The sequence below is a fragment of the Enterobacter cloacae complex sp. 372C4 genome, from assembly GCF_050030615.1.
GTDB lineage: Bacteria > Pseudomonadota > Gammaproteobacteria > Enterobacterales > Enterobacteriaceae > Enterobacter > Enterobacter intestinihominis.
This window is the reverse complement of sequence record NZ_JBLGUQ010000003.1, coordinates 67,037-85,808: the sequence shown is the minus strand read 5'-3', so window position 1 is coordinate 85,808 and position 18,772 is coordinate 67,037. Positions and strand designations below refer to the sequence as shown.

The 18,772-nt window shown below is 55.6% G+C and carries 18 protein-coding genes and 1 pseudogene; 12 read left to right on the top strand and 7 right to left on the bottom strand.

Going from position 1 to position 18,772, the window contains the following annotated elements; all coding sequences use genetic code 11:
* The first annotated feature begins 77 nt into the window (after positions 1 to 77).
* Positions 78 to 632 (top strand): recombinase family protein, encoded by a 555-nt coding sequence (locus tag ACQG11_RS25590; RefSeq protein WP_426728935.1) that lies wholly within the window; start codon positions 78 to 80, stop codon positions 630 to 632.
* 41 nt (positions 633 to 673) lie between these two features.
* Here ACQG11_RS25590 and ACQG11_RS25585 read toward each other — a convergent pair whose 3' ends face one another.
* The 3 genes and pseudogenes from ACQG11_RS25585 to ACQG11_RS25575 form a co-directional block, all read right to left on the bottom strand.
* Complete coding sequence (locus ACQG11_RS25585; protein WP_063255217.1) at positions 674 to 937, bottom strand: DinI family protein; 264 nt, start codon at positions 935 to 937, stop codon at positions 674 to 676.
* A 272-nt stretch (positions 938 to 1,209) separates the two neighbouring features.
* Positions 1,210 to 1,305, bottom strand: a pseudogene (locus ACQG11_RS25580) (DUF72 domain-containing protein); the annotation flags it as partial.
* Positions 1,302 to 1,868 carry a hydrolase gene (locus ACQG11_RS25575; RefSeq protein WP_023300447.1) on the bottom strand — a complete coding sequence of 189 codons (567 nt, stop codon included), beginning with the start codon at positions 1,866 to 1,868 and terminating at the stop codon, positions 1,302 to 1,304. The gene ACQG11_RS25575 and the pseudogene ACQG11_RS25580, both read right to left, overlap by 4 nt.
* A gap of 263 nt (positions 1,869 to 2,131) precedes the next feature.
* Between ACQG11_RS25575 and aspS the strand changes: the two genes are divergently transcribed.
* From aspS to ruvB, 6 genes are all read left to right on the top strand, one after another.
* On the top strand, positions 2,132 to 3,904 hold the full coding sequence (gene aspS / locus ACQG11_RS25570) for an aspartate--tRNA ligase (RefSeq protein ID WP_023300446.1): 1,773 nt from the start codon (positions 2,132 to 2,134) through the stop codon (positions 3,902 to 3,904).
* A gap of 1 nt (position 3,905) precedes the next feature.
* Positions 3,906 to 4,349, top strand: a complete 444-nt coding sequence (nudB, locus tag ACQG11_RS25565) for a dihydroneopterin triphosphate diphosphatase (RefSeq protein ID WP_023300445.1) — start codon at positions 3,906 to 3,908, stop codon at positions 4,347 to 4,349.
* 27 nt (positions 4,350 to 4,376) lie between these two features.
* The gene (locus tag ACQG11_RS25560) at positions 4,377 to 5,117 is read left to right on the top strand and encodes a YebC/PmpR family DNA-binding transcriptional regulator (protein ID WP_426728934.1); all 741 of its coding nucleotides are present in this window, start codon (positions 4,377 to 4,379) and stop codon (positions 5,115 to 5,117) included.
* A gap of 34 nt (positions 5,118 to 5,151) precedes the next feature.
* A complete protein-coding gene (gene ruvC / locus ACQG11_RS25555; RefSeq protein ID WP_014884319.1) occupies positions 5,152 to 5,673 on the top strand; it encodes a crossover junction endodeoxyribonuclease RuvC in 522 nt (173 codons plus the stop codon).
* Between the two features lie 80 nt (positions 5,674 to 5,753).
* Complete coding sequence (ruvA, locus tag ACQG11_RS25550) at positions 5,754 to 6,368, top strand: Holliday junction branch migration protein RuvA (RefSeq protein WP_022648487.1); 615 nt, start codon at positions 5,754 to 5,756, stop codon at positions 6,366 to 6,368.
* A gap of 8 nt (positions 6,369 to 6,376) precedes the next feature.
* A complete protein-coding gene (gene ruvB / locus ACQG11_RS25545) occupies positions 6,377 to 7,387 on the top strand; it encodes a Holliday junction branch migration DNA helicase RuvB (RefSeq protein WP_006811035.1) in 1,011 nt (336 codons plus the stop codon).
* A 52-nt stretch (positions 7,388 to 7,439) separates the two neighbouring features.
* Here the strand turns inward: ruvB and znuB are convergent, their stop codons facing one another.
* Positions 7,440 to 8,225: a zinc ABC transporter permease subunit ZnuB gene (gene znuB, locus ACQG11_RS25540; protein WP_022648485.1), complete on the bottom strand. Its 786-nt coding sequence runs from the start codon at positions 8,223 to 8,225 to the stop codon at positions 7,440 to 7,442.
* Positions 8,222 to 8,977: a zinc ABC transporter ATP-binding protein ZnuC gene (znuC, locus tag ACQG11_RS25535; RefSeq protein WP_003859757.1), complete on the bottom strand. Its 756-nt coding sequence runs from the start codon at positions 8,975 to 8,977 to the stop codon at positions 8,222 to 8,224. Before znuC ends, znuB begins: the two co-directional genes overlap by 4 nt.
* Positions 8,978 to 9,054: 77 nt before the next feature.
* Between znuC and znuA the strand changes: the two genes are divergently transcribed.
* From znuA to lpxM, 3 genes are all read left to right on the top strand, one after another.
* Entirely contained in the window at positions 9,055 to 9,999 is a 945-nt protein-coding gene (gene znuA, locus ACQG11_RS25530) for a zinc ABC transporter substrate-binding protein ZnuA (protein ID WP_426728933.1), read from the top strand.
* 15 nt (positions 10,000 to 10,014) lie between these two features.
* On the top strand, positions 10,015 to 11,334 hold the full coding sequence (mepM, locus tag ACQG11_RS25525; RefSeq protein ID WP_022648483.1) for a murein DD-endopeptidase MepM: 1,320 nt from the start codon (positions 10,015 to 10,017) through the stop codon (positions 11,332 to 11,334).
* A 119-nt stretch (positions 11,335 to 11,453) separates the two neighbouring features.
* Positions 11,454 to 12,425, top strand: coding sequence for a lauroyl-Kdo(2)-lipid IV(A) myristoyltransferase (gene lpxM, locus ACQG11_RS25520; RefSeq protein WP_058677585.1), 972 nt, complete (start codon positions 11,454 to 11,456; stop codon positions 12,423 to 12,425).
* Positions 12,426 to 12,468: 43 nt separating this feature from the next.
* Here the strand turns inward: lpxM and pyk are convergent, their stop codons facing one another.
* Together pyk and ACQG11_RS25510 are read right to left on the bottom strand one after the other, a co-directional pair.
* A complete protein-coding gene (pyk, locus tag ACQG11_RS25515; protein ID WP_003859767.1) occupies positions 12,469 to 13,911 on the bottom strand; it encodes a pyruvate kinase in 1,443 nt (480 codons plus the stop codon).
* 114 nt (positions 13,912 to 14,025) lie between these two features.
* Positions 14,026 to 14,895 (bottom strand): MurR/RpiR family transcriptional regulator, encoded by an 870-nt coding sequence (locus tag ACQG11_RS25510; protein ID WP_003859769.1) that lies wholly within the window; start codon positions 14,893 to 14,895, stop codon positions 14,026 to 14,028.
* A 354-nt stretch (positions 14,896 to 15,249) separates the two neighbouring features.
* On the opposite strand from ACQG11_RS25510, the gene zwf reads away from it, so the two are divergent.
* Complete coding sequence (gene zwf, locus ACQG11_RS25505) at positions 15,250 to 16,725, top strand: glucose-6-phosphate dehydrogenase (protein ID WP_022648481.1); 1,476 nt, start codon at positions 15,250 to 15,252, stop codon at positions 16,723 to 16,725.
* Between the two features lie 233 nt (positions 16,726 to 16,958).
* Positions 16,959 to 18,770: a phosphogluconate dehydratase gene (edd, locus tag ACQG11_RS25500; RefSeq protein ID WP_426728932.1), complete on the top strand. Its 1,812-nt coding sequence runs from the start codon at positions 16,959 to 16,961 to the stop codon at positions 18,768 to 18,770.
* The last annotated feature ends 2 nt before the right edge of the window (positions 18,771 to 18,772 follow it).

The following is an 18,772-nucleotide window of genomic DNA, read 5'->3' as shown; positions in this document are numbered from 1 at the left end:
CGTTTTATAGATTGCCCTGCGGCAGCCATGCCGATAACTTCACCTTATTTTTTTGCAGAAAATGTTGGGTGAAAAATATGCAAATTGGCTACGTAAGGGTGTCAACAAATGAACAAAATACGGATCTTCAGCGACAAGCTCTCGAACGCGCAGGATGTGAACAGATTTTTGAGGAAAAAATGAGCGGGACGGTAGCGAACCGGCCAGCGCTTAAAAAGCTTCTGCGAACGCTGAATGAAGGCGATACGCTGGTGGTGTGGAAGCTGGATCGTCTCGGGCGAAGCATGCGGAATTTGGTACTTTTGGTGGACGAACTTCGGCAGCGCGGCATCCACTTCAAAAGCCTTACGGACAGCATCGACACTTCCAGCCCAATGGGGCGTTTCATATTCCATATCATGTCAGCCCTGGCCGAGATGGAGAGGGAGTTGATTGTGGAACGTACCCGGGCAGGACTGGCGGCCGCCCGGGAAAAGGGGCGGATAGGTGGCAGGCGCCCGAAGTTAACTCCAGAGCAATGGGCGCAGGCTGGCAGGCTGATCGCAAACGGAATGGACAGAAAGCAGGTGGCGATTATTTACGACGTTGCAGTGTGCTCACTGTATAAAAAGTTTCCCGCGGGTAAGGCGTAAAAGAATAATGGGCAGCGCTGAAATAGCTGCCCGTAAAGCTATTATCCATGCTGGCGAACGGTAGGTGATTCTGAGGTTAACCACATGTCAGATTCATCAAACATTTCTTCCAGCATTCGGTTCAGTTTTTCACGATCACTTTTGCTGGCGTTGCTGTTTAAGGCGTTCGCCTGCATCGGCTTAACCTTCACTTCTGCGTCAGGGAAAATCTGGTGCACCCGTTTCGTCAGCTCTGCCAGGATAATCTCTCTGGCGCCAACCAAACCATCAACATTACGCTTGTCATAGACCAGCTCAACGAACATAAAGACCTCCGGAAACGACTGTATTTTTAAAGAGAATTTATACTGGTTATTTGTACAGTGTCAACGGTTAGGTATATAGCATTTCAGAAGAGAGCTATGGGGCATGGATGGGGCAAAAAAATTGTTTTTGAGACGGTTTGGGGCATGAGTGGGACATTTTTACTCATATGATCTTTGGTGATTTTCATATGAAGTTAATTTTATATCATTGATAATCATAAAGAATACACATGCTCTTGGGCGTTCTTTAGTGATTTTTAAAATTGCCGCGTCACGCAGTTAAAGTGTCGGGCATACTCTTCAAGGCCAGTAATACCCAGGCGCACCCATTTCGGGTGCGACCACTGGGGCAAACCCACGTACATCATAGCGCGCTGAGGATCTCATCCGTGCTGCGCACGCGACCAATACGCGGGAAGATATGGGTCATGCTGCCCTGATGCTGATCCGCAGAGGCTGCGCTGCACGCATCTTCCGCTATCACCAGGTTAAAGCCCAGCTCCCAGGCGTTACGGGCGGTGGATTCCACACCGATGTTGGTGGAGATCCCGCACAGAATAATAGTGTCTATCCCGCGACGGCGCAGCTGGAGCTCCAGGTCAGTGCCATAGAATGCGCCCCACTGGCGTTTGGTGACTTCTACATCGCTGTCGCGTTTACCGAGTGAGACCGGGTACGTCCACCAGTTGTCCGGCAGCGCATGCGCCGGGGCCTGAGCATCAACTGGCTGCTTTAGCGCTTCGGCGAAATCAGTGGACCAGCCGACGCGCACCATGACGACAGGCGCACCGCTGGCCCGGCATTTTTCCGCCAGACGCGCAGCACGGCTTACAACATCGTCAGCGGTGTGTGGACCACCGGCAAAAGGCAGGATCCCTTCCTGTAAATCAATGACCACAAGGGCGGTTTTGGTGGCATCAAGCGTTAACATTGTCACTCCAGTAAAATTAATTGCTTTTTTACACCTTACGACGGGATGGCCTGTTATCGGTCGGATAATTTTGTTAATTTTTGTGAGAATAGACAATAAGAGCACAGCAAACACGCGTCAGGCCGTGCTTCGCTCTTATCGTGCGGCAGAATTTCCAGTATAATAGCCGCCTTTTTTCATCCAGTTGTGACATACAGAAAGCTGCGACATCGTAGCCTGTAAGACAGGCGACAATCAGCCTGCGGCTAATTAAGGGATATCTCATGCGTACAGAATATTGCGGGCAGCTGCGTCAGTCCCACGTCGGGCAGCAGGTCACCCTGTGTGGTTGGGTCAATCGTCGTCGCGATCTTGGTAGCCTTATCTTTATTGATATGCGTGACCGCGAAGGTATCGTTCAGGTGTTCTTCGATCCGGATCGCGCTGATGCGTTGAAGCTGGCCTCTGAGCTGCGTAATGAGTTCTGCATTCAGGTGACGGGCACCGTGCGTGCGCGTGACGAGAAAAACATCAACGCCGACATGGCGACCGGTGCTATCGAAGTGCTGGCGTCCGATCTGGTGATTATCAATCGCGCAGAAGCGTTGCCGCTGGACTCCAACCACGTCAACACCGAAGAAGCGCGTCTTAAATACCGCTACCTGGATCTGCGTCGCCCGGAGATGGCTCAGCGCCTGAAAACCCGTGCGAAAATCACCAGCCTGGTGCGTCGCTTTATGGATGACCACGGTTTCCTCGATATCGAAACCCCGATGCTGACCAAAGCCACGCCGGAAGGCGCGCGCGACTACCTGGTGCCATCCCGCGTCCATAAGGGCAAATTCTACGCGCTGCCACAGTCACCACAGCTGTTCAAGCAGTTGCTGATGATGTCAGGCTTCGACCGCTACTATCAGATCGTGAAATGCTTCCGCGATGAAGATCTGCGTGCAGACCGTCAGCCAGAATTTACCCAGATCGATGTGGAAACCTCCTTCATGACCGCCGAGCAGGTGCGTGAGGTGATGGAAGCCCTGGTGCGTAGCCTGTGGAACGACGTGAAAGGCGTTGAGCTGGGCGATTTCCCAATCATGACCTTCGCGGAAGCCGAGCGTCGCTACGGCTCCGACAAACCAGACCTGCGTAACCCAATGGAGCTGGTGGACGTGGCAGACCTGGTGAAAGCCGTTGAGTTTGCGGTCTTTGCTGGTCCGGCTAACGATCCGAAAGGCCGCGTGGCTGCCCTGCGCGTACCGGGCGGTGCTGCGCTGAGCCGTAAGCAGATTGACGACTACGGCAACTTCATCAAGATCTACGGTGCGAAAGGTCTGGCCTATATTAAAGTAACCGAGCGTGCTAAAGGTCTGGAAGGCATTACCAGCCCTGTTGCGAAATTCCTGAATGCGGACATCGTGGAAGCTATTCTGGAGCGCACCGGCGCGCAGGACGGCGACATGATCTTCTTCGGCGCAGACAACAAGAAAGTCGTTGCGGATGCGATGGGCGCGCTGCGTCTGAAGCTCGGCAAAGACCTGAACCTGACCGATGAAAGCAAATGGGCGCCGCTGTGGGTGATCGACTTCCCGATGTTTGAAGACGACGGTGAAGGCGGCCTGACCGCGATGCACCACCCGTTCACCTCGCCAAAAGACATGACGGCGGCGGAACTGAAGGCTGCACCGGAAGATGCGGTAGCGAATGCCTACGATATGGTTATCAACGGCTACGAAGTGGGCGGCGGCTCCGTGCGTATTCACAGCGGTGAAATGCAGCAGACCGTGTTCGGCATTCTGGGCATTAACGAGCAGGAGCAGCGCGAGAAGTTTGGCTTCCTGCTGGACGCCCTGAAATACGGTACGCCTCCGCACGCGGGTCTGGCCTTTGGTCTTGACCGTCTGACCATGCTGCTGACCGGCACCGACAACATCCGTGATGTTATCGCCTTCCCGAAAACCACCGCAGCGGCGTGTCTGATGACTGAAGCGCCAAGCTTTGCCAACCCGGCCGCGCTGGCTGAGCTGGGCATTGAGGTGGTGAAGAAGGAAGAGAAAAACTGATATGGCATATAAGCGTCCCGTTTCGGTTCTGGTGGTCATTTATGCAGAAGACTCGAAGCGGGTGCTGATGTTGCAGCGGCGCGACGATCCTGATTTCTGGCAGTCGGTTACCGGCAGTCTGGAAGAGGGAGAGTCCGCGCCGCAGGCCGCCGCGCGTGAAGTAAAGGAAGAGGTCGCCATTGACGTTGCTCGCGAGCAACTGACCCTGAAGGACTGTCAGCGCACGGTGGAGTTTGAAATTTTTAGCCATTTACGTCATCGCTATGCACCGGGAATTGAGCGCAATACGGAATCGTGGTTCTGCCTTGCGCTTCCCCATGAGCGGGAGATCGTGTTCACGGAACACCTGACCTACCGCTGGGTGGATGCGGCGGATGCCGCCGCACTGACCAAGTCATGGAGCAACCGGCAGGCGATAGAAGAATTTGTAATTAACGCTGCCTGAGAAGGCGCGATTTTTGGAGAACTTTTTATGGCAGGTCATAGTAAGTGGGCCAACACCAAACACCGTAAAGCGGCACAGGATGCCAAACGCGGTAAAATCTTTACCAAAATCATTCGTGAGCTGGTAACAGCGGCGCGTCTGGGTGGCGGCGATCCGGCCTCTAACCCACGTCTGCGCGCGGCGGTGGATAAAGCCCTGTCCAACAACATGACGCGAGACACCCTGAACCGTGCAATCGCACGTGGCGTGGGCGGTGATGAAGACGCGAACATGGAAACCATCATTTATGAAGGTTACGGTCCTGGTGGTACGGCGGTGATGGTTGAGTGCCTGTCCGACAACCGTAACCGTACCGTTGCGGAAGTGCGCCACGCGTTCACCAAAACCGGTGGTAACCTGGGCACTGACGGTTCTGTAGCGTACCTGTTCAGCAAAAAAGGCGTCATCTCCTTCGAGAAAGGCGACGAAGATGCGATCATGGAAGCGGCGCTGGAAGCCGGTGCGGAAGACGTAGTGACCTACGACGACGGCGCTATCGATGTCTACACCGCATGGGAAGAGATGGGTGCCGTACGCGATACGCTGGAAGCGGCAGGTCTGAAAGCGGATAACGCTGAAGTGTCCATGATCCCTTCCACAAAAGCAGACATGGATGCAGAAACCGCACCGAAACTGCTGCGTCTGATCGACATGCTCGAAGACTGCGACGACGTGCAGGAAGTGTATCACAACGGTGAAATCTCTGATGAGGTTGCAGCGACTCTCTGATGAGAGCCTGTAAACCGTTTACGGGAGACGCGTGATGTCGATTATCCTCGGGATTGACCCCGGCTCACGCGTCACCGGGTATGGCGTTATCCGTCAGGTGGGACGCCAGCTAACCTACCTCGGCAGCGGCTGTATTCGTACCAAAGTGGACGATCTGCCGTCGCGCCTGAAGCTCATTTATGCGGGCGTGTCGGAGATCATCACCCAGTTTCAGCCGGACTTTTTCGCCATCGAGCAGGTCTTTATGGCGAAGAACGCTGACTCGGCGTTAAAGCTCGGGCAGGCGCGCGGCGTGGCGATAGTTGCCGCCGTGAACCAGGACCTGCCAGTGTTTGAATACGCGGCCCGTCAGGTTAAGCAGACGGTGGTGGGCATAGGTAGCGCGGAGAAAAGCCAGGTGCAGCACATGGTGCGTACCCTGCTGAAGCTCCCGGCGAACCCGCAGGCCGACGCCGCCGATGCGCTGGCCATTGCGATTACCCACTGCCACGTCAGCCAGAACGCGATGCAAATGAGCGAGTCGCGGCTCAATCTGGCGCGAGGCAGATTACGATAATGACAAATCAGGCTGGATGTTTATCCAGCCTTTTTTTATTATGTCGGCAGTTAATTTCATCCAGAACGCAGGAGCGTCACGTGATAGGCAGACTCAGAGGCATCATCATTGAAAAACAACCCCCGTTAGTGCTGCTGGAAGTGGGTGGCGTGGGCTATGAAGTCCATATGCCGATGACCTGCTTCTACGAGTTGCCGGAGGCGGGCAAAGAGGCGGTTGTCTTTACCCAGTTTGTGGTGCGTGAAGACGCTCAGCTGCTGTACGGATTCAATAACAAACAGGAACGCACCCTGTTCCGCGAATTAATCAAAACCAACGGCGTCGGGCCCAAGCTGGCGCTGGCGATTCTGTCCGGTATGTCAGCGCCACAGTTTGTGAATGCCGTTGAGCGCGAAGATCCGGCTGCGTTAATTAAACTTCCGGGCATCGGCAAGAAAACCGCCGAGCGCCTGATTGTCGAGATGAAGGACCGCTTTAAAGGTTTGCATGGCGATCTGTTCACTCCGGCGGCCGATCTGGTGCTGACTTCACCGGGCGGGCCAGCGACGGATGATGATGCCGAGCAGGAAGCGGTTGCCGCGCTGGTGGCGCTGGGCTATAAACCTCAGGAGGCCAGCCGTATGGTGAGTAAAGTTGCCAAACCGGATGCCAGCAGTGAAACTCTGATTCGTGAAGCGCTGCGCGCTGCATTGTGAGGTAAAGGATGATTGAAGCAGACCGCCTGGTATCGGCAGGCACCATTCAGCCAGATGACGTGGTGGATCGCGCGATCCGTCCAAAACTGCTGGATGAGTACATTGGCCAGCCGCAGGTTCGTTCTCAGATGGAGATTTTCATCCAGGCGGCAAAGCTGCGCGGCGATGCGCTCGATCACCTGTTGATTTTTGGTCCGCCGGGGTTAGGTAAAACCACTCTGGCGAATATCGTCGCCAACGAAATGGGCGTTAACCTGCGTACCACCTCCGGCCCGGTGCTGGAGAAAGCAGGGGACCTGGCGGCGATGCTGACCAACCTCGAACCGCATGACGTGCTGTTTATCGATGAAATCCACCGCCTGTCCCCGGTGGTGGAGGAAGTGCTCTATCCGGCGATGGAGGATTACCAGCTGGATATCATGATCGGCGAAGGCCCGGCCGCGCGCTCGATCAAAATCGATCTGCCACCGTTTACCCTGATTGGTGCCACGACCCGCGCCGGCTCGCTGACCTCACCGCTACGCGACCGTTTTGGTATCGTGCAGCGTCTGGAGTTTTATCAGGTGCCCGACCTTCAGCATATTGTGGGGCGCAGCGCGCGCTACATGGGGCTGGATATGAGCGAAGAGGGAGCGTTTGAAGTGGCAAAACGTTCCCGCGGTACGCCGCGTATCGCCAACCGCCTGCTGCGTCGCGTGCGTGATTTTGCCGAGGTGAAGCACGATGGCACCATTTCGGCTGACATTGCTGCGCAGGCGCTGGATATGCTGAACGTTGATGCCGAAGGCTTTGACTATATGGACCGTAAGCTGCTGCTGGCGGTGCTGGATAAGTTCTTTGGCGGGCCGGTGGGGTTGGATAACCTGGCGGCGGCAATTGGCGAAGAGCGTGAGACTATCGAGGACGTGCTGGAGCCGTATCTGATCCAGCAGGGCTTCTTGCAGCGTACCCCGCGTGGTCGTATGGCGACGGTGCGGGCGTGGAATCATTTCGGCATTACGCCGCCCGCGATGCCGTAAGTAGCGATTAATGGTAGCCCCGGTAAGCGAAGCGCCACCGGGGACATGCTGACTACTGCGCGGTTTTTTTCATCATACTGAAAATAAACAACACCGCCGCGCACAATACCACCGACGGCCCCGCTGGCGTGTCATAAAACGCCGAGAAGGTTAATCCGCCCGTCACTGCGATCATCCCGATTATCACCGCGATACCGGCCATTTGCTCCGGCGTACGCGCAAAACGACGCGCCGTGGCGGCAGGGATTATCAACAGCGACGTGATGATCAGCGCGCCAACAAATTTCATCGCCACCCCGATGGTTAACGCCGTCACCAGCATCAAGAGCAGCTTCACGCGCTGAAGCTTCACGCCGTCGACAAAGGCCAGATCGGGGCTGACGGTCATTGCCAGTAAATTCCGCCACTGCCACAGCAGGATCCCGAGCACCACCACCACGCCAATGGCAATCGAAATCAGATCTTCGGGCGTGACGGCCAGCAGATCGCCGAACAGATAGGCCATCAGGTCCACGCGGATGTTGGACATCAGGCTCACCACCACCAGGCCCAGCGACAGGGCGCTGTGCGCCATAATGCCGAGCAGGGTATCAATGGCCAGATGAGGGCGTTTTTCCAGCCAGACCAGACCGGCGGCCAGCAGCAGCGTGACGACAATCACCGCATAAAAAGGGTTCACGTCCAGCAACAAACCAAACGCGACACCCAGCAATGACGCATGGGCCAGCGTATCGCCGAAATAGGACATTCTGCGCCAGACGACAAACGAGCCGAGTGGACCCGCGGCGCAGGCAAGCATAATCCCGGCCAGCCAGCCGGGCAGTAACAGTTCAATCATGAGTGTCCATTTCCCCGACGCAGGACAATTCGTCCCTGTAAATCATGGCGGTGATTGTGATTATGGCGATAGATGCCCAGCTGTTCGGCGCCACGATGGCCAAACATGGAGATAAATTCGGGATGCATTGACACCACTTCCGGCGTGCCGGAACAACAGATGTGATGGTTCAGGCACAGCACTTCGTCGGTTTTGGCCATTACCAGATGCAGATCATGGGAGACCATCAGCACCGCGCAGTTAAGCTCCCGACGGAGCTGGTCGATAAGATCGTACAGCGCAACCTGACCGTTGACGTCGACACCCTGCGTCGGCTCGTCCAGGACCAGCAGCTGAGGGCTGCTGAGCAGGGCGCGGGCAAGCAATACGCGCTGGGTTTCACCGCCCGACAGCTTTTGCAAAGGCGCCTCAACAAGATGTCCCGCCTGAACGCGTTTTAGCGCCGGTAGGATATCCGCTTTACGCGTACCGGGACGGAGACGCAGGAAGCGGCTCACCGTCAGGGGCAGGGTGGCATCAAGATGTAATTTTTGCGGCACATAGCCGATACGCAATTTGTCCTCGCGGACGATAACACCTGCGTCAGGGGCTACCAGGCCTAATACGACGCGCACCAGCGTCGATTTGCCTGCACCGTTAGGGCCGAGCAGCGTGAGTATTTTGCCGGGCTTCAGATTCAGCGACACGTCAGAAAGGACGCGGCGCTGGCCGAATGAGACCGAAACATTTTCAAGAGAAACTAAAGTCGTCATGTCAATTTAAGCTTGCAGAAGTCATCGAATGTTATAATATCACATTCCACGCATTCATTACGATGATTAGTCGCATTATGTTACAGAAAAATACGCTTCTTTTCGCAGCTTTATCCGCTGCTCTTTGGGGGACAACAGCACAAGATGTTAACGCTGCCGTTGTCGCTTCGCTTAAACCACTTGGCTTTATCGCCGCTGCCATCGCCGACGGTGTGACGGACACAGAGGTTCTTCTGCCTGACGGGGCCTCCGAGCATGATTATTCTCTGCGTCCGTCTGATGTAAAACGCTTACAGAACGCGGACTTAGTCGTCTGGATTGGTCCTGAGATGGAAGCGTTCATGCAGAAATCCGCTAAACAGGTTCCTGCAGAGAAACAGGTGACGATTGGTGAGCTGTCCGCTATGAAACCGTTGCTGATGAAAGGGGCTGAGGACGAGGGCGACGAACACGACCACGACCATGCTCATGGCGAAAAAGGTGACGACCATCACCATCACGGTGAATACAACATGCATCTCTGGCTCTCCCCAGAGATAGCGCGGCTTACAGCGGTTGCAATCCACGACAAATTAGTGGAACTTATGCCGCAAAGTCGAATCAAACTCGACGCCAACCTGAAGGATTTTGAGGCTCAATTAGCCGCAACCGACAAACAGGTGGGTAACGAGCTCGCACCGCTTAAAGGAAAAGGGTACTTCGTTTTTCATGATGCCTACGGGTATTACGAGAAACATTACGGTCTGACCCCATTGGGGCATTTTACCGTCAACCCTGAAATTCAGCCTGGTGCGCAGCGTTTACATGAAATCAGAACACAGTTGGTTGAGCAAAAAGCGACATGCGTTTTTGCTGAGCCACAGTTCAGGCCAGCGGTCGTAGAAGCCGTGGCCAGGGGAACATCCGTGCGCATGGGAACCCTTGACCCGCTAGGTACGAACATCCAGTTGAGCAAAGCGAGCTATTCGCAGTTCCTCAGCCAACTGGCGAATCAGTATGCGAGCTGCCTGAAAGGAGATTAACGAGGAAGTGAATACGTGCAACAGATAGCCCGCTCTGTCGCCCTGGCATTTAACAATCTGCCTCGACCCCACCGCGTTATGCTGGGGTCGCTTACAGTTCTCACGTTAGCGGTCGCCGTCTGGCGGCCCTATGTTTACCACCCGAGTTCTGCCCCTATTATTAAAACCATCGAACTGGAGAAGAGCGAGATCCGCTCTCTGCTGCCTGAGGCCAGCGAGCCTATCGATCAGGCCGCACAGGAAGATGAAGCTATTCCCCAGGATGAGCTGGATGACAAGATCCAGAATGAAACCGGCATTCATGAATATGTTGTTTCTACTGGCGATACGCTGAGCAGCGTCCTGAACCAGTACGGTATCGACATGGGCAACATTAGCCAGCTTGCCGCATCCGATAAAGAGCTGCGTAACCTGAAAATTGGTCAGCAGCTTTCCTGGACCTTAACGCCCGACGGCGATCTGCAACGTCTGACCTGGGAGATGTCCCGTCGCGAAACCCGCACCTACGATCGCACCGCAAACGGTTTCAAAATGACCAGTGAAATGCAGCAGGGCGACTGGGTTAACAGCGTGATGAAAGGGACCGTCGGCGGCAGCTTTGTTTCCAGTGCCCGCGATGCTGGCCTGACCAGCGCTGAAATCAGCTCGGTGATCAAAGCCATGCAGTGGCAGATGGATTTCCGCAAACTGAAAAAAGGCGATCAGTTCTCTGTCCTGATGTCCCGCGAAATGCTGGACGGTAAGCGCGAGCAGAGCCAGCTTGTGGGTGTTCGTCTGCGTTCAGACGGCAAAGACTACTACGCCATTCGCGCGGAAGACGGTAAGTTCTATGACCGCAGCGGTACGGGCCTGGCAAAAGGCTTCCTGCGTTTCCCAACGGCGAAACAGTTCCGTGTCTCCTCCAACTTTAACCCGCGTCGTCTGAACCCGGTAACGGGTCGCGTAGCGCCGCACCGTGGCGTTGACTTCGCCATGCCGCAGGGCACGCCAGTGCTGGCGGTAGGGGATGGTGAAGTGGTCATGGCGAAACGCAGCGGTGCTGCTGGCTATTACGTTGCTATTCGTCACGGTCGCACTTACACCACCCGCTACATGCACCTGCGTAAACTGCTGGTCAAACCGGGCCAGAAGGTGAAACGTGGCGATCGCATCGCGCTGTCTGGTAACACCGGCCGGTCGACGGGCCCGCACCTGCACTACGAAGTGTGGATCAACCAGCAGGCTGTTAACCCGCTGACGGCGAAACTGCCGCGCACCGAAGGGCTGACCGGGAAAGATCGCAAAGATTACCTGGCGCAGGTGAAAGAGGTGATGCCACAGCTGCGCTTCGACTAAGCTAACACCCTCAAAAATAAGCCGGCGTCAGTGTGCGCCGGCTTTTTCTTTTGTACGCGGACGGCTGCCTCGCTACACTATCTGAATATATTTTTGCGTCACCAGACCCTGGAACCCGCATGGAAACCAAAAAAAACAATATTGAGTACATTCCCGAGTTTGAAAAATCCTTTCGCCACCCGCGTAACTGGGGCGCCTGGCTTGGCGTATACGCGTTTGCTGGCATGGCGTTACTACCTGCTTCCCTCCGCGATCCGGTGCTCGGCAATGTGGGGCGCCTGGCAGGGCGCTTAGGTAAAAGCGCACGCCGCCGCGCGCAAATAAACCTTCTGTACTGTTTTCCGGATAAAAGCGACGCTGAACGCGAAGCAATCATTGATGACATGTATACCACCGCGCCACAGGCCATGGCGATGATGGCGGAACTGGCGCTGAAAGGGCCGGAAAAGATCGTCGACCGCGTTGACTGGAAAGGGCTGGAAATCATCGACGAGATGCGTCGCAATGATGAAAAAGTGATTTTCCTGGTGCCGCACGGTTGGGGGGTCGACATTCCGGCAATGTTAATGGCGTCGCAGGGCCAGAAAATGGCGGCGATGTTCCATAATCAGGGAAACAAAATCTACGATTTCGTCTGGAATACCGTGCGCCGTCGCTTTGGCGGACGTCTGCACGCCCGAAACGATGGCATTAAGCCTTTCATTCAGTCGGTACGTCAGGGTTACTGGGGCTACTACCTGCCCGATCAGGATCACGGTCCTGAGCACAGCGAGTTTGTCGATTTCTTCGCGACCTATAAAGCTACGCTACCCGCGATTGGTCGCCTGATGAAAGTCTGCCGCGCCCGCGTGATCCCGCTGTTCCCGGTTTATGACGGTAAAACGCATCGCCTGAGCATTGAGGTACGTCCGCCGATGGACGATCTGCTGACCGCGGACGATCGCACCATTGCACGCCGCATGAATGAAGAGGTGGAAGTGCTGGTGGGGCCACATAAGGAGCAATATACGTGGATCCTGAAGTTGCTCAAAACGCGTAAACCTGGCGAAACAGAGCCGTACAAGCGTAAAGAGCTTTTCCCGAAGAAATAGGAAACCTTCACCCCTCTCCCCTTAGGGGAGAGGGGATCGGAGCTTACTCTACGGTTAGTACGCGGGTGGTATTGGTTGAGCCGATGGTGCTCATCACGTCACCCTGCGTCACGATAACGATATCACCGGATACCAGATAACCTTTGTCGCGCAGCAGGTTCACAGCATCGTGCGCGGCGGCCACGCCATCGTTGGTGCTGTCGAAGTATACTGGCGTCACGCCGCGATACAGCGCCGTCAGGTTCAGCGTACGCTCGTGACGGGACATGGCGAAGATCGGCAGACCGGAGCTGATGCGAGACGTCATTAGCGCGGTACGGCCAGATTCGGTCATGGTGATGATCGCCGTGACCCCTTTCAGGTGGTTGGCTGCGTACATCGCGGACATCGCAATCGCTTCTTCCACATTGTCGAACTGGATATCCAGGCGGTGCTTGGAGACGTTAATGCTTGGGATCTTCTCCGCACCCAGGCAGACGCGCGCCATGGCGGCCACGGTTTCCGCCGGATACTGACCCGCAGCGGTTTCGGCTGACAGCATCACCGCGTCAGTACCATCCAGCACGGCGTTCGCCACGTCCATGACTTCCGCACGGGTTGGCATTGGGTTGGTGATCATGGATTCCATCATCTGGGTGGCGGTGATCACCGCGCGGTTCAGCTGACGCGCGCGACGGATCAGCGCTTTCTGGATACCGACCAGTTCAGGGTCGCCAATTTCCACGCCCAGATCACCACGGGCAACCATCACCACGTCAGACGCCAGGATCACGTCGTCCATCGCGTCCTGATCGCAGACCGCTTCAGCGCGTTCCACTTTCGCAACGATTTTCGCATCGCAGCCTGCATCACGCGCCAGGCGGCGAGCATAGTTCAGATCTTCGCCGCAGCGGGGGAAGGAGACGGCCAGATAATCCACGCCGATCTGCGCTGCGGTCACGATATCCGCTTTGTCTTTATCGGTCAGCGCTTCGGCAGACAGGCCACCGCCGAGTTTGTTGATGCCTTTGTTGTTGGAGAGCGGGCCGCCGACGGTCACTTCGGTGAACACCTTCATACCCTGAACTTCCAGCACTTTCAGCTGTACGCGTCCGTCGTCCAGCAGCAGGATGTCGCCAGGCACAACGTCAGCAGGCAGACCTTTGTAGTCGATACCCACTTTTTCCTTATCGCCTTCGCCTTTGCTCAGGTTGGCATCCAGCAGGAATTTATCGCCGATGTTGAGGAAGACTTTGCCTTCTTTAAAGGTCGATACGCGGATTTTTGGACCTTGCAGGTCACCGAGGATAGCAACATGGCGGCCCAGTTTAGCTGCGATTTCACGCACTTTGTCGGCACGTAATTTATGGTCTTCTGGCGTACCGTGAGAGAAGTTCATGCGCACCACGTTGGCACCCGCGGCGATAATCTTTTCGAGGTTATTATCGCGGTCGGTGGCCGGGCCTAGGGTGGTGACGATCTTGGTTCTGCGAAGCCTTCTGGACATGTAATACTCCGTTGACTGAAACAACTTTGGTGTTGCGTGAACATAGAATCGGCCTTCATCTATCGCAAGGCAGTAGCGAGGGGACCGAATGCCGTAAATCGTACATCGTCGTTATTAGGGAACATCGCTCTTTATAAGCAATTCTTTATCAAAACGCGATTCTTTCAGGGCTTCCTTGACCCGCTTCAAGTTATCCCGGAATTTTGCGCCCCGGCGTAAAGTAAAACCGGTCGCCAGCACGTCGATGACCGTCAGCTGCGCCAGGCGGGAGACCATCGGCATGTACATGTCGGTGTCTTCCGGTACGTCCAGGGTAATGGCGAGCGTTGCTTCCCGGGCCAGCGGCGTACCTGCCGTCGTCAGGGCGATGACCATCGCATCGTTGTCACGCGCGAGTTGCGCCAGCTCCACCTGGCTCTTGGTGCGGCCCGTATGGGAGATGAGTACCACGACATCATCTTCGCTACAATTCATACAGCTCATGCGTTGCAGCACAATGTCATCGGAGTAAATCACCGGCACGTTAAAGCGAAAGAACTTATTCATGGCGTCATGCGCCACGGCGGCGGACGAGCCAAGGCCAAAGAAGGCAATCCGTTTGGCCTGCGTAAGAAGATCGACCGCGCGATTCACTGAACTCATGTCCAGAGACTGGCGAACATGGTCGAGCGTGGCCATTGCCGATTCAAATATTTTTGCGGTGTAAGCATCAACGCTGTCGTCTTCATCTACATTGCGATTAACATACGGGGTACCGTTTGCCAGACTTTGTGCCAGATGCAGTTTAAAATCAGGAAAGCCGCGGGTGTCCAGACTACGACAGAATCGATTGACCGTCGGTTCGCTGACGCCCGATTCCTGTGCCAGAGCGGCGATGCTTGAATGAATCGCCTGAGCGGGCGCGGCGAGAATAACTTCGGCCACTTTGCGCTCGGATTTGCTAAGGTGTTCCAGTTGAAACTGGATTTTTTCCAGCATGTTCATTGTTAACAAGACGCTCATGAGGGCATAAACGATTTCATAGAGATGAAACCTTGATTCGATTTAGCCGATATTACCCCCGGGACACCCGAAAGGGTAATCGTCGACAAGAAATGTTGTTGTTTTTTTTCATTACTTGATCGACGTCGGGTTTTGCTCTGCCCCTGTTGCGCAAAGAATCGACGTTTGTTGCGTCACCAGACGGGCGTAATGGCCCGCGCGACGAAAAATCACCGTATCGCACGCGTCGTTAAGCGCTAATGGTTTCAGGAAACGCGTAAAAGCAGTACAGTGCATTGTAATAAAATTACAACGATACCTGGCAGAGTACCAGGAGATCTAACTGAGGAGAATGACATGGCGGTAACGCAAACAGCCCAGGCATGTGACCTGGTCATTTTCGGCGCGAAAGGCGATCTTGCACGCCGAAAATTGCTGCCTTCCCTGTATCAGCTCGAAAAAGCGGGCCAGATCCATCCCGATACCCGAATTCTTGGGGTAGGGCGCGCCGACTGGGATAAGGAGGCTTATACCAAAGTCGTGCGCGAGGCGCTCGAAACGTTCATGAAAGAGAAAATCGATGAAAGCCTTTGGGATAAGCTGAGCGGGCGTCTCGATTTCTGCAATCTGGACGTCAACGATGTAAGCGCCTTTACCCGTCTGGGTGAAATGCTGGACCAGGAAAATCGCGTCACCATTAACTATTTCGCCATGCCGCCAAGCACCTTCGGCGCCATCTGCAAAGGTTTGGGCGAAGCGAAGCTGAACGCCAAACCGGCGCGCGTGGTGATGGAGAAGCCGCTGGGTACGTCGCTTGCAACCTCGCGTGAAATCAACGACCAGGTGGGCGAGTTCTTTGAGGAGTGTCAGGTTTACCGTATTGACCACTATCTGGGTAAAGAGACGGTTCTGAACCTGCTGGCGCTGCGTTTTGCCAACTCCTTGTTTGTGAACAACTGGGACAACCGCACTATCGACCACGTGGAAATTACCGTGGCGGAAGAAGTGGGCATCGAAGGCCGCTGGGGCTACTTCGACCAGGCCGGCCAGATGCGTGACATGATCCAGAACCACCTGCTGCAAATTCTGTGCATGATTGCCATGTCTCCACCGTCAGATCTGACGGCCGACAGCATTCGTGACGCCAAAGTGAAAGTGCTGAAATCACTGCGCCGTATTGACCGCTCCAACGTGCGTGAGAAAACCGTGCGCGGCCAGTACACCGCAGGTTTTGCCCAGGGGAAAAAAGTCCCTGGCTATCTGGAAGAAGAGGGCGCGAACAAGTCCAGCAACACCGAAACGTTTGTGGCGATCCGCGTGGATATCGACGACTGGCGCTGGGCCGGCGTGCCGTTCTACCTGCGTACCGGGAAACGTCTGCCGGCAAAATGCTCCGAAGTGGTGGTCTACTTCAAAAATCCGGAACTGAACCTGTTCAAAGAATCCTGGCAGGAACTGCCGCAGAACAAACTGACTATTCGTCTGCAACCGGATGAGGGTGTGGATATTCAGATCCTGAACAAAGTGCCGGGTCTTGATCACAAACACAACCTGCAAACCACCAAGCTCGACCTGAGCTACTCTGAAACTTTCAACCAGACGCATCTGGCCGATGCTTACGAGCGTCTGCTGCTGGAAACCATGCGTGGTATCCAGGCGCTGTTCGTCCGCCGCGATGAAGTGGAAGAGGCGTGGAAGTGGGTGGACTCAATCACCGAAGCGTGGGCAGCCGACCAGGACGCGCCAAAACCGTATCAGGCGGGAACATGGGGACCTGTCGCCTCCGTTGCGATGATCACCCGTGATGGCCGCTCCTGGAACGAGTTTGAATAACCCCATCTCTAGCCCAAAGGTGTTATTTTACCGGTAACATGATCTAACACAGCAAGTGGCATAATTTTTAATCTTTTAAGCTCCGCGTGGATTCACCCGCGGAGCTTTTTTTATTACACTCCCTTCAGACATTTTGCCCCTGTGCTCCGGATATCAGGCGTTTCAGCGTTGTTAACAACCGTCAGAAACTGTGTAAACTCCCGAGCCTGGACAGAAAAATTAGAGGAGCTTTTATGAATCCGACATTGTTACGCGTAACACAACGCATCGTTGAACGCTCGAAAGAGACCCGTGCTGCCTACCTTGCCCGCATCGAACAGGCGAAGAGTGAAACGGTCCATCGCTCACAGCTGGCCTGCGGGAATCTGGCCCACGGCTTTGCCGCCTGCCAGCCTGGTGATAAAGACGCGCTGAAAAGCATGCTGCGTAACAATATCGCCATCATTACCTCCTATAACGACATGCTTTCAGCCCACCAGCCGTATGAGGTTTACCCGTCTATCATCCGCAATGCGCTGCACAGCGTGAACGCGGTGGGCCAGGTTGCAGGCGGCGTGCCGGCCATGTGTGATGGCGTGACTCAGGGACAGGACGGTATGGAGTTGTCCCTGCTGAGCCGCGAAGTGATCGCCATGTCGGCGGCAGTGGGCCTCTCTCACAATATGTTTGATGGCGCGCTCTACCTGGGCGTATGCGACAAAATCGTCCCGGGGCTGGTGATGGCCGCGCTGTCGTTTGGCCATCTGCCAGCGATTTTTGTGCCGTCAGGCCCGATGGCAAGCGGTCTGCCAAACAAGGAAAAAGTCCGTATCCGCCAGCTGTATGCCGAAGGAAAAGCGGACCGTCAGGCGCTGTTGGAAGCGGAAGCCGCGTCCTATCACGCGCCGGGCACCTGTACGTTCTACGGTACGGCTAACACCAACCAGATGGTGGTGGAGTTTATGGGGATGCAGCTACCGGGCTCGTCGTTCATCCAGCCGGATGCGCCACTGCGTAAAGCGCTGACCGAAGCCGCAGCCCGTCAGGTGACGCGCCTGACCGGTAACGGCAACGAGTGGATGCCAATGGGCAAAATGGTGGATGAAAAAGTCATCGTCAACGGGATTGTCGCCCTGCTGGCGACCGGCGGTTCAACCAACCATACCATGCACCTTGTCGCGATGGCGCGCGCGGCGGGCATTCTGATCAACTGGGATGACTTCTCCGAGATCTCCTCCGTGGTACCGCTGATGGCGCGTCTGTACCCGAACGGTCCGGCGGACATTAACCACTTCCAGGCCGCGGGCGGCGTGCCGGTGCTGATGCGCGAGCTGCTGAAAGGCGGCCTGCTGCATGAGGATGTCAACACGGTGGCGGGCTTTGGCCTGCATCGCTATACCCTTGAGCCGTGGCTGAACAACGGTGAGCTGGACTGGCGCGAGGGGGCGAGCAACTCGCTCGATCCTCAGGTTATCGCGACCTTCGAACAGCCGTTCTCTCCTCACGGCGGCACCAAAGTGCTGAGCGGTAACCTTGGGCGTGCCGTAATGAAAACTTCTGCCGTGCCGGAAGAGAATCAGGTTATCGAAGCCCCGGCGGTGGTGTTTGAAAGCCAGCACGACGTTTTACCTGCCTTCGACGCGGGTCTGCTTGATAAAGACTGCGTAGTCGTGGTGCGCCATCAGGGACCAAAAGCGAACGGGATGCCAGAATTACATAAACTTATGCCGCCGCTTGGTGTATTATTGGACCGCCGTTTCAAAATTGCGCTGGTGACCGATGGACGCCTCTCGGGGGCATCCGGTAAAGTGCCTTCAGCGATTCATGTCACCCCGGAAGCCTACGACGGCGGCCTGCTGGCGAAAGTCCATGATGGAGACATGATCCGCGTTAACGGTCAGACAGGCGAGTTAAGCCTGCTGGTGGACGAAGCAGAGCTGGCGGCGCGTCAGCCACATATTCCTGACCTGAGCGCATCCCGCGTGGGTACCGGACGCGAAATGTTTGGTGCGTTGCGTGAGAAACTCTCCGGTGCGGAGCAGGGCGCAACCTGTATTACGTTTTAAGA

Excerpts from the sequence above, each read along its gene's own strand:
- ACQG11_RS25575 (WP_023300447.1), bottom strand. The coding sequence starts at position 1,868 with ATGTTAACGCTTGATGCCACCAAAACCGCCCTTGTGGTCATTGATTTA.
- znuA (WP_426728933.1), top strand. The coding sequence starts at position 9,055 with ATGTTACAGAAAAATACGCTTCTTTTCGCAGCTTTATCCGCTGCTCTT.
- ACQG11_RS25560 (WP_426728934.1), top strand. The coding sequence starts at position 4,377 with ATGGCAGGTCATAGTAAGTGGGCCAACACCAAACACCGTAAAGCGGCA.
- edd (WP_426728932.1), top strand. The coding sequence starts at position 16,959 with ATGAATCCGACATTGTTACGCGTAACACAACGCATCGTTGAACGCTCG.
- znuC (WP_003859757.1), bottom strand. The coding sequence starts at position 8,977 with ATGACGACTTTAGTTTCTCTTGAAAATGTTTCGGTCTCATTCGGCCAG.
- ACQG11_RS25590 (WP_426728935.1), top strand. The coding sequence starts at position 78 with ATGCAAATTGGCTACGTAAGGGTGTCAACAAATGAACAAAATACGGAT.
- ACQG11_RS25510 (WP_003859769.1), bottom strand. The coding sequence starts at position 14,895 with ATGAACATGCTGGAAAAAATCCAGTTTCAACTGGAACACCTTAGCAAA.
- lpxM (WP_058677585.1), top strand. The coding sequence starts at position 11,454 with ATGGAAACCAAAAAAAACAATATTGAGTACATTCCCGAGTTTGAAAAA.
- znuB (WP_022648485.1), bottom strand. The coding sequence starts at position 8,225 with ATGATTGAACTGTTACTGCCCGGCTGGCTGGCCGGGATTATGCTTGCC.
- ACQG11_RS25585 (WP_063255217.1), bottom strand. The coding sequence starts at position 937 with ATGTTCGTTGAGCTGGTCTATGACAAGCGTAATGTTGATGGTTTGGTT.
- zwf (WP_022648481.1), top strand. The coding sequence starts at position 15,250 with ATGGCGGTAACGCAAACAGCCCAGGCATGTGACCTGGTCATTTTCGGC.
- ruvB (WP_006811035.1), top strand. The coding sequence starts at position 6,377 with ATGATTGAAGCAGACCGCCTGGTATCGGCAGGCACCATTCAGCCAGAT.
- ruvC (WP_014884319.1), top strand. The coding sequence starts at position 5,152 with ATGTCGATTATCCTCGGGATTGACCCCGGCTCACGCGTCACCGGGTAT.
- nudB (WP_023300445.1), top strand. The coding sequence starts at position 3,906 with ATGGCATATAAGCGTCCCGTTTCGGTTCTGGTGGTCATTTATGCAGAA.
- aspS (WP_023300446.1), top strand. The coding sequence starts at position 2,132 with ATGCGTACAGAATATTGCGGGCAGCTGCGTCAGTCCCACGTCGGGCAG.
- pyk (WP_003859767.1), bottom strand. The coding sequence starts at position 13,911 with ATGTCCAGAAGGCTTCGCAGAACCAAGATCGTCACCACCCTAGGCCCG.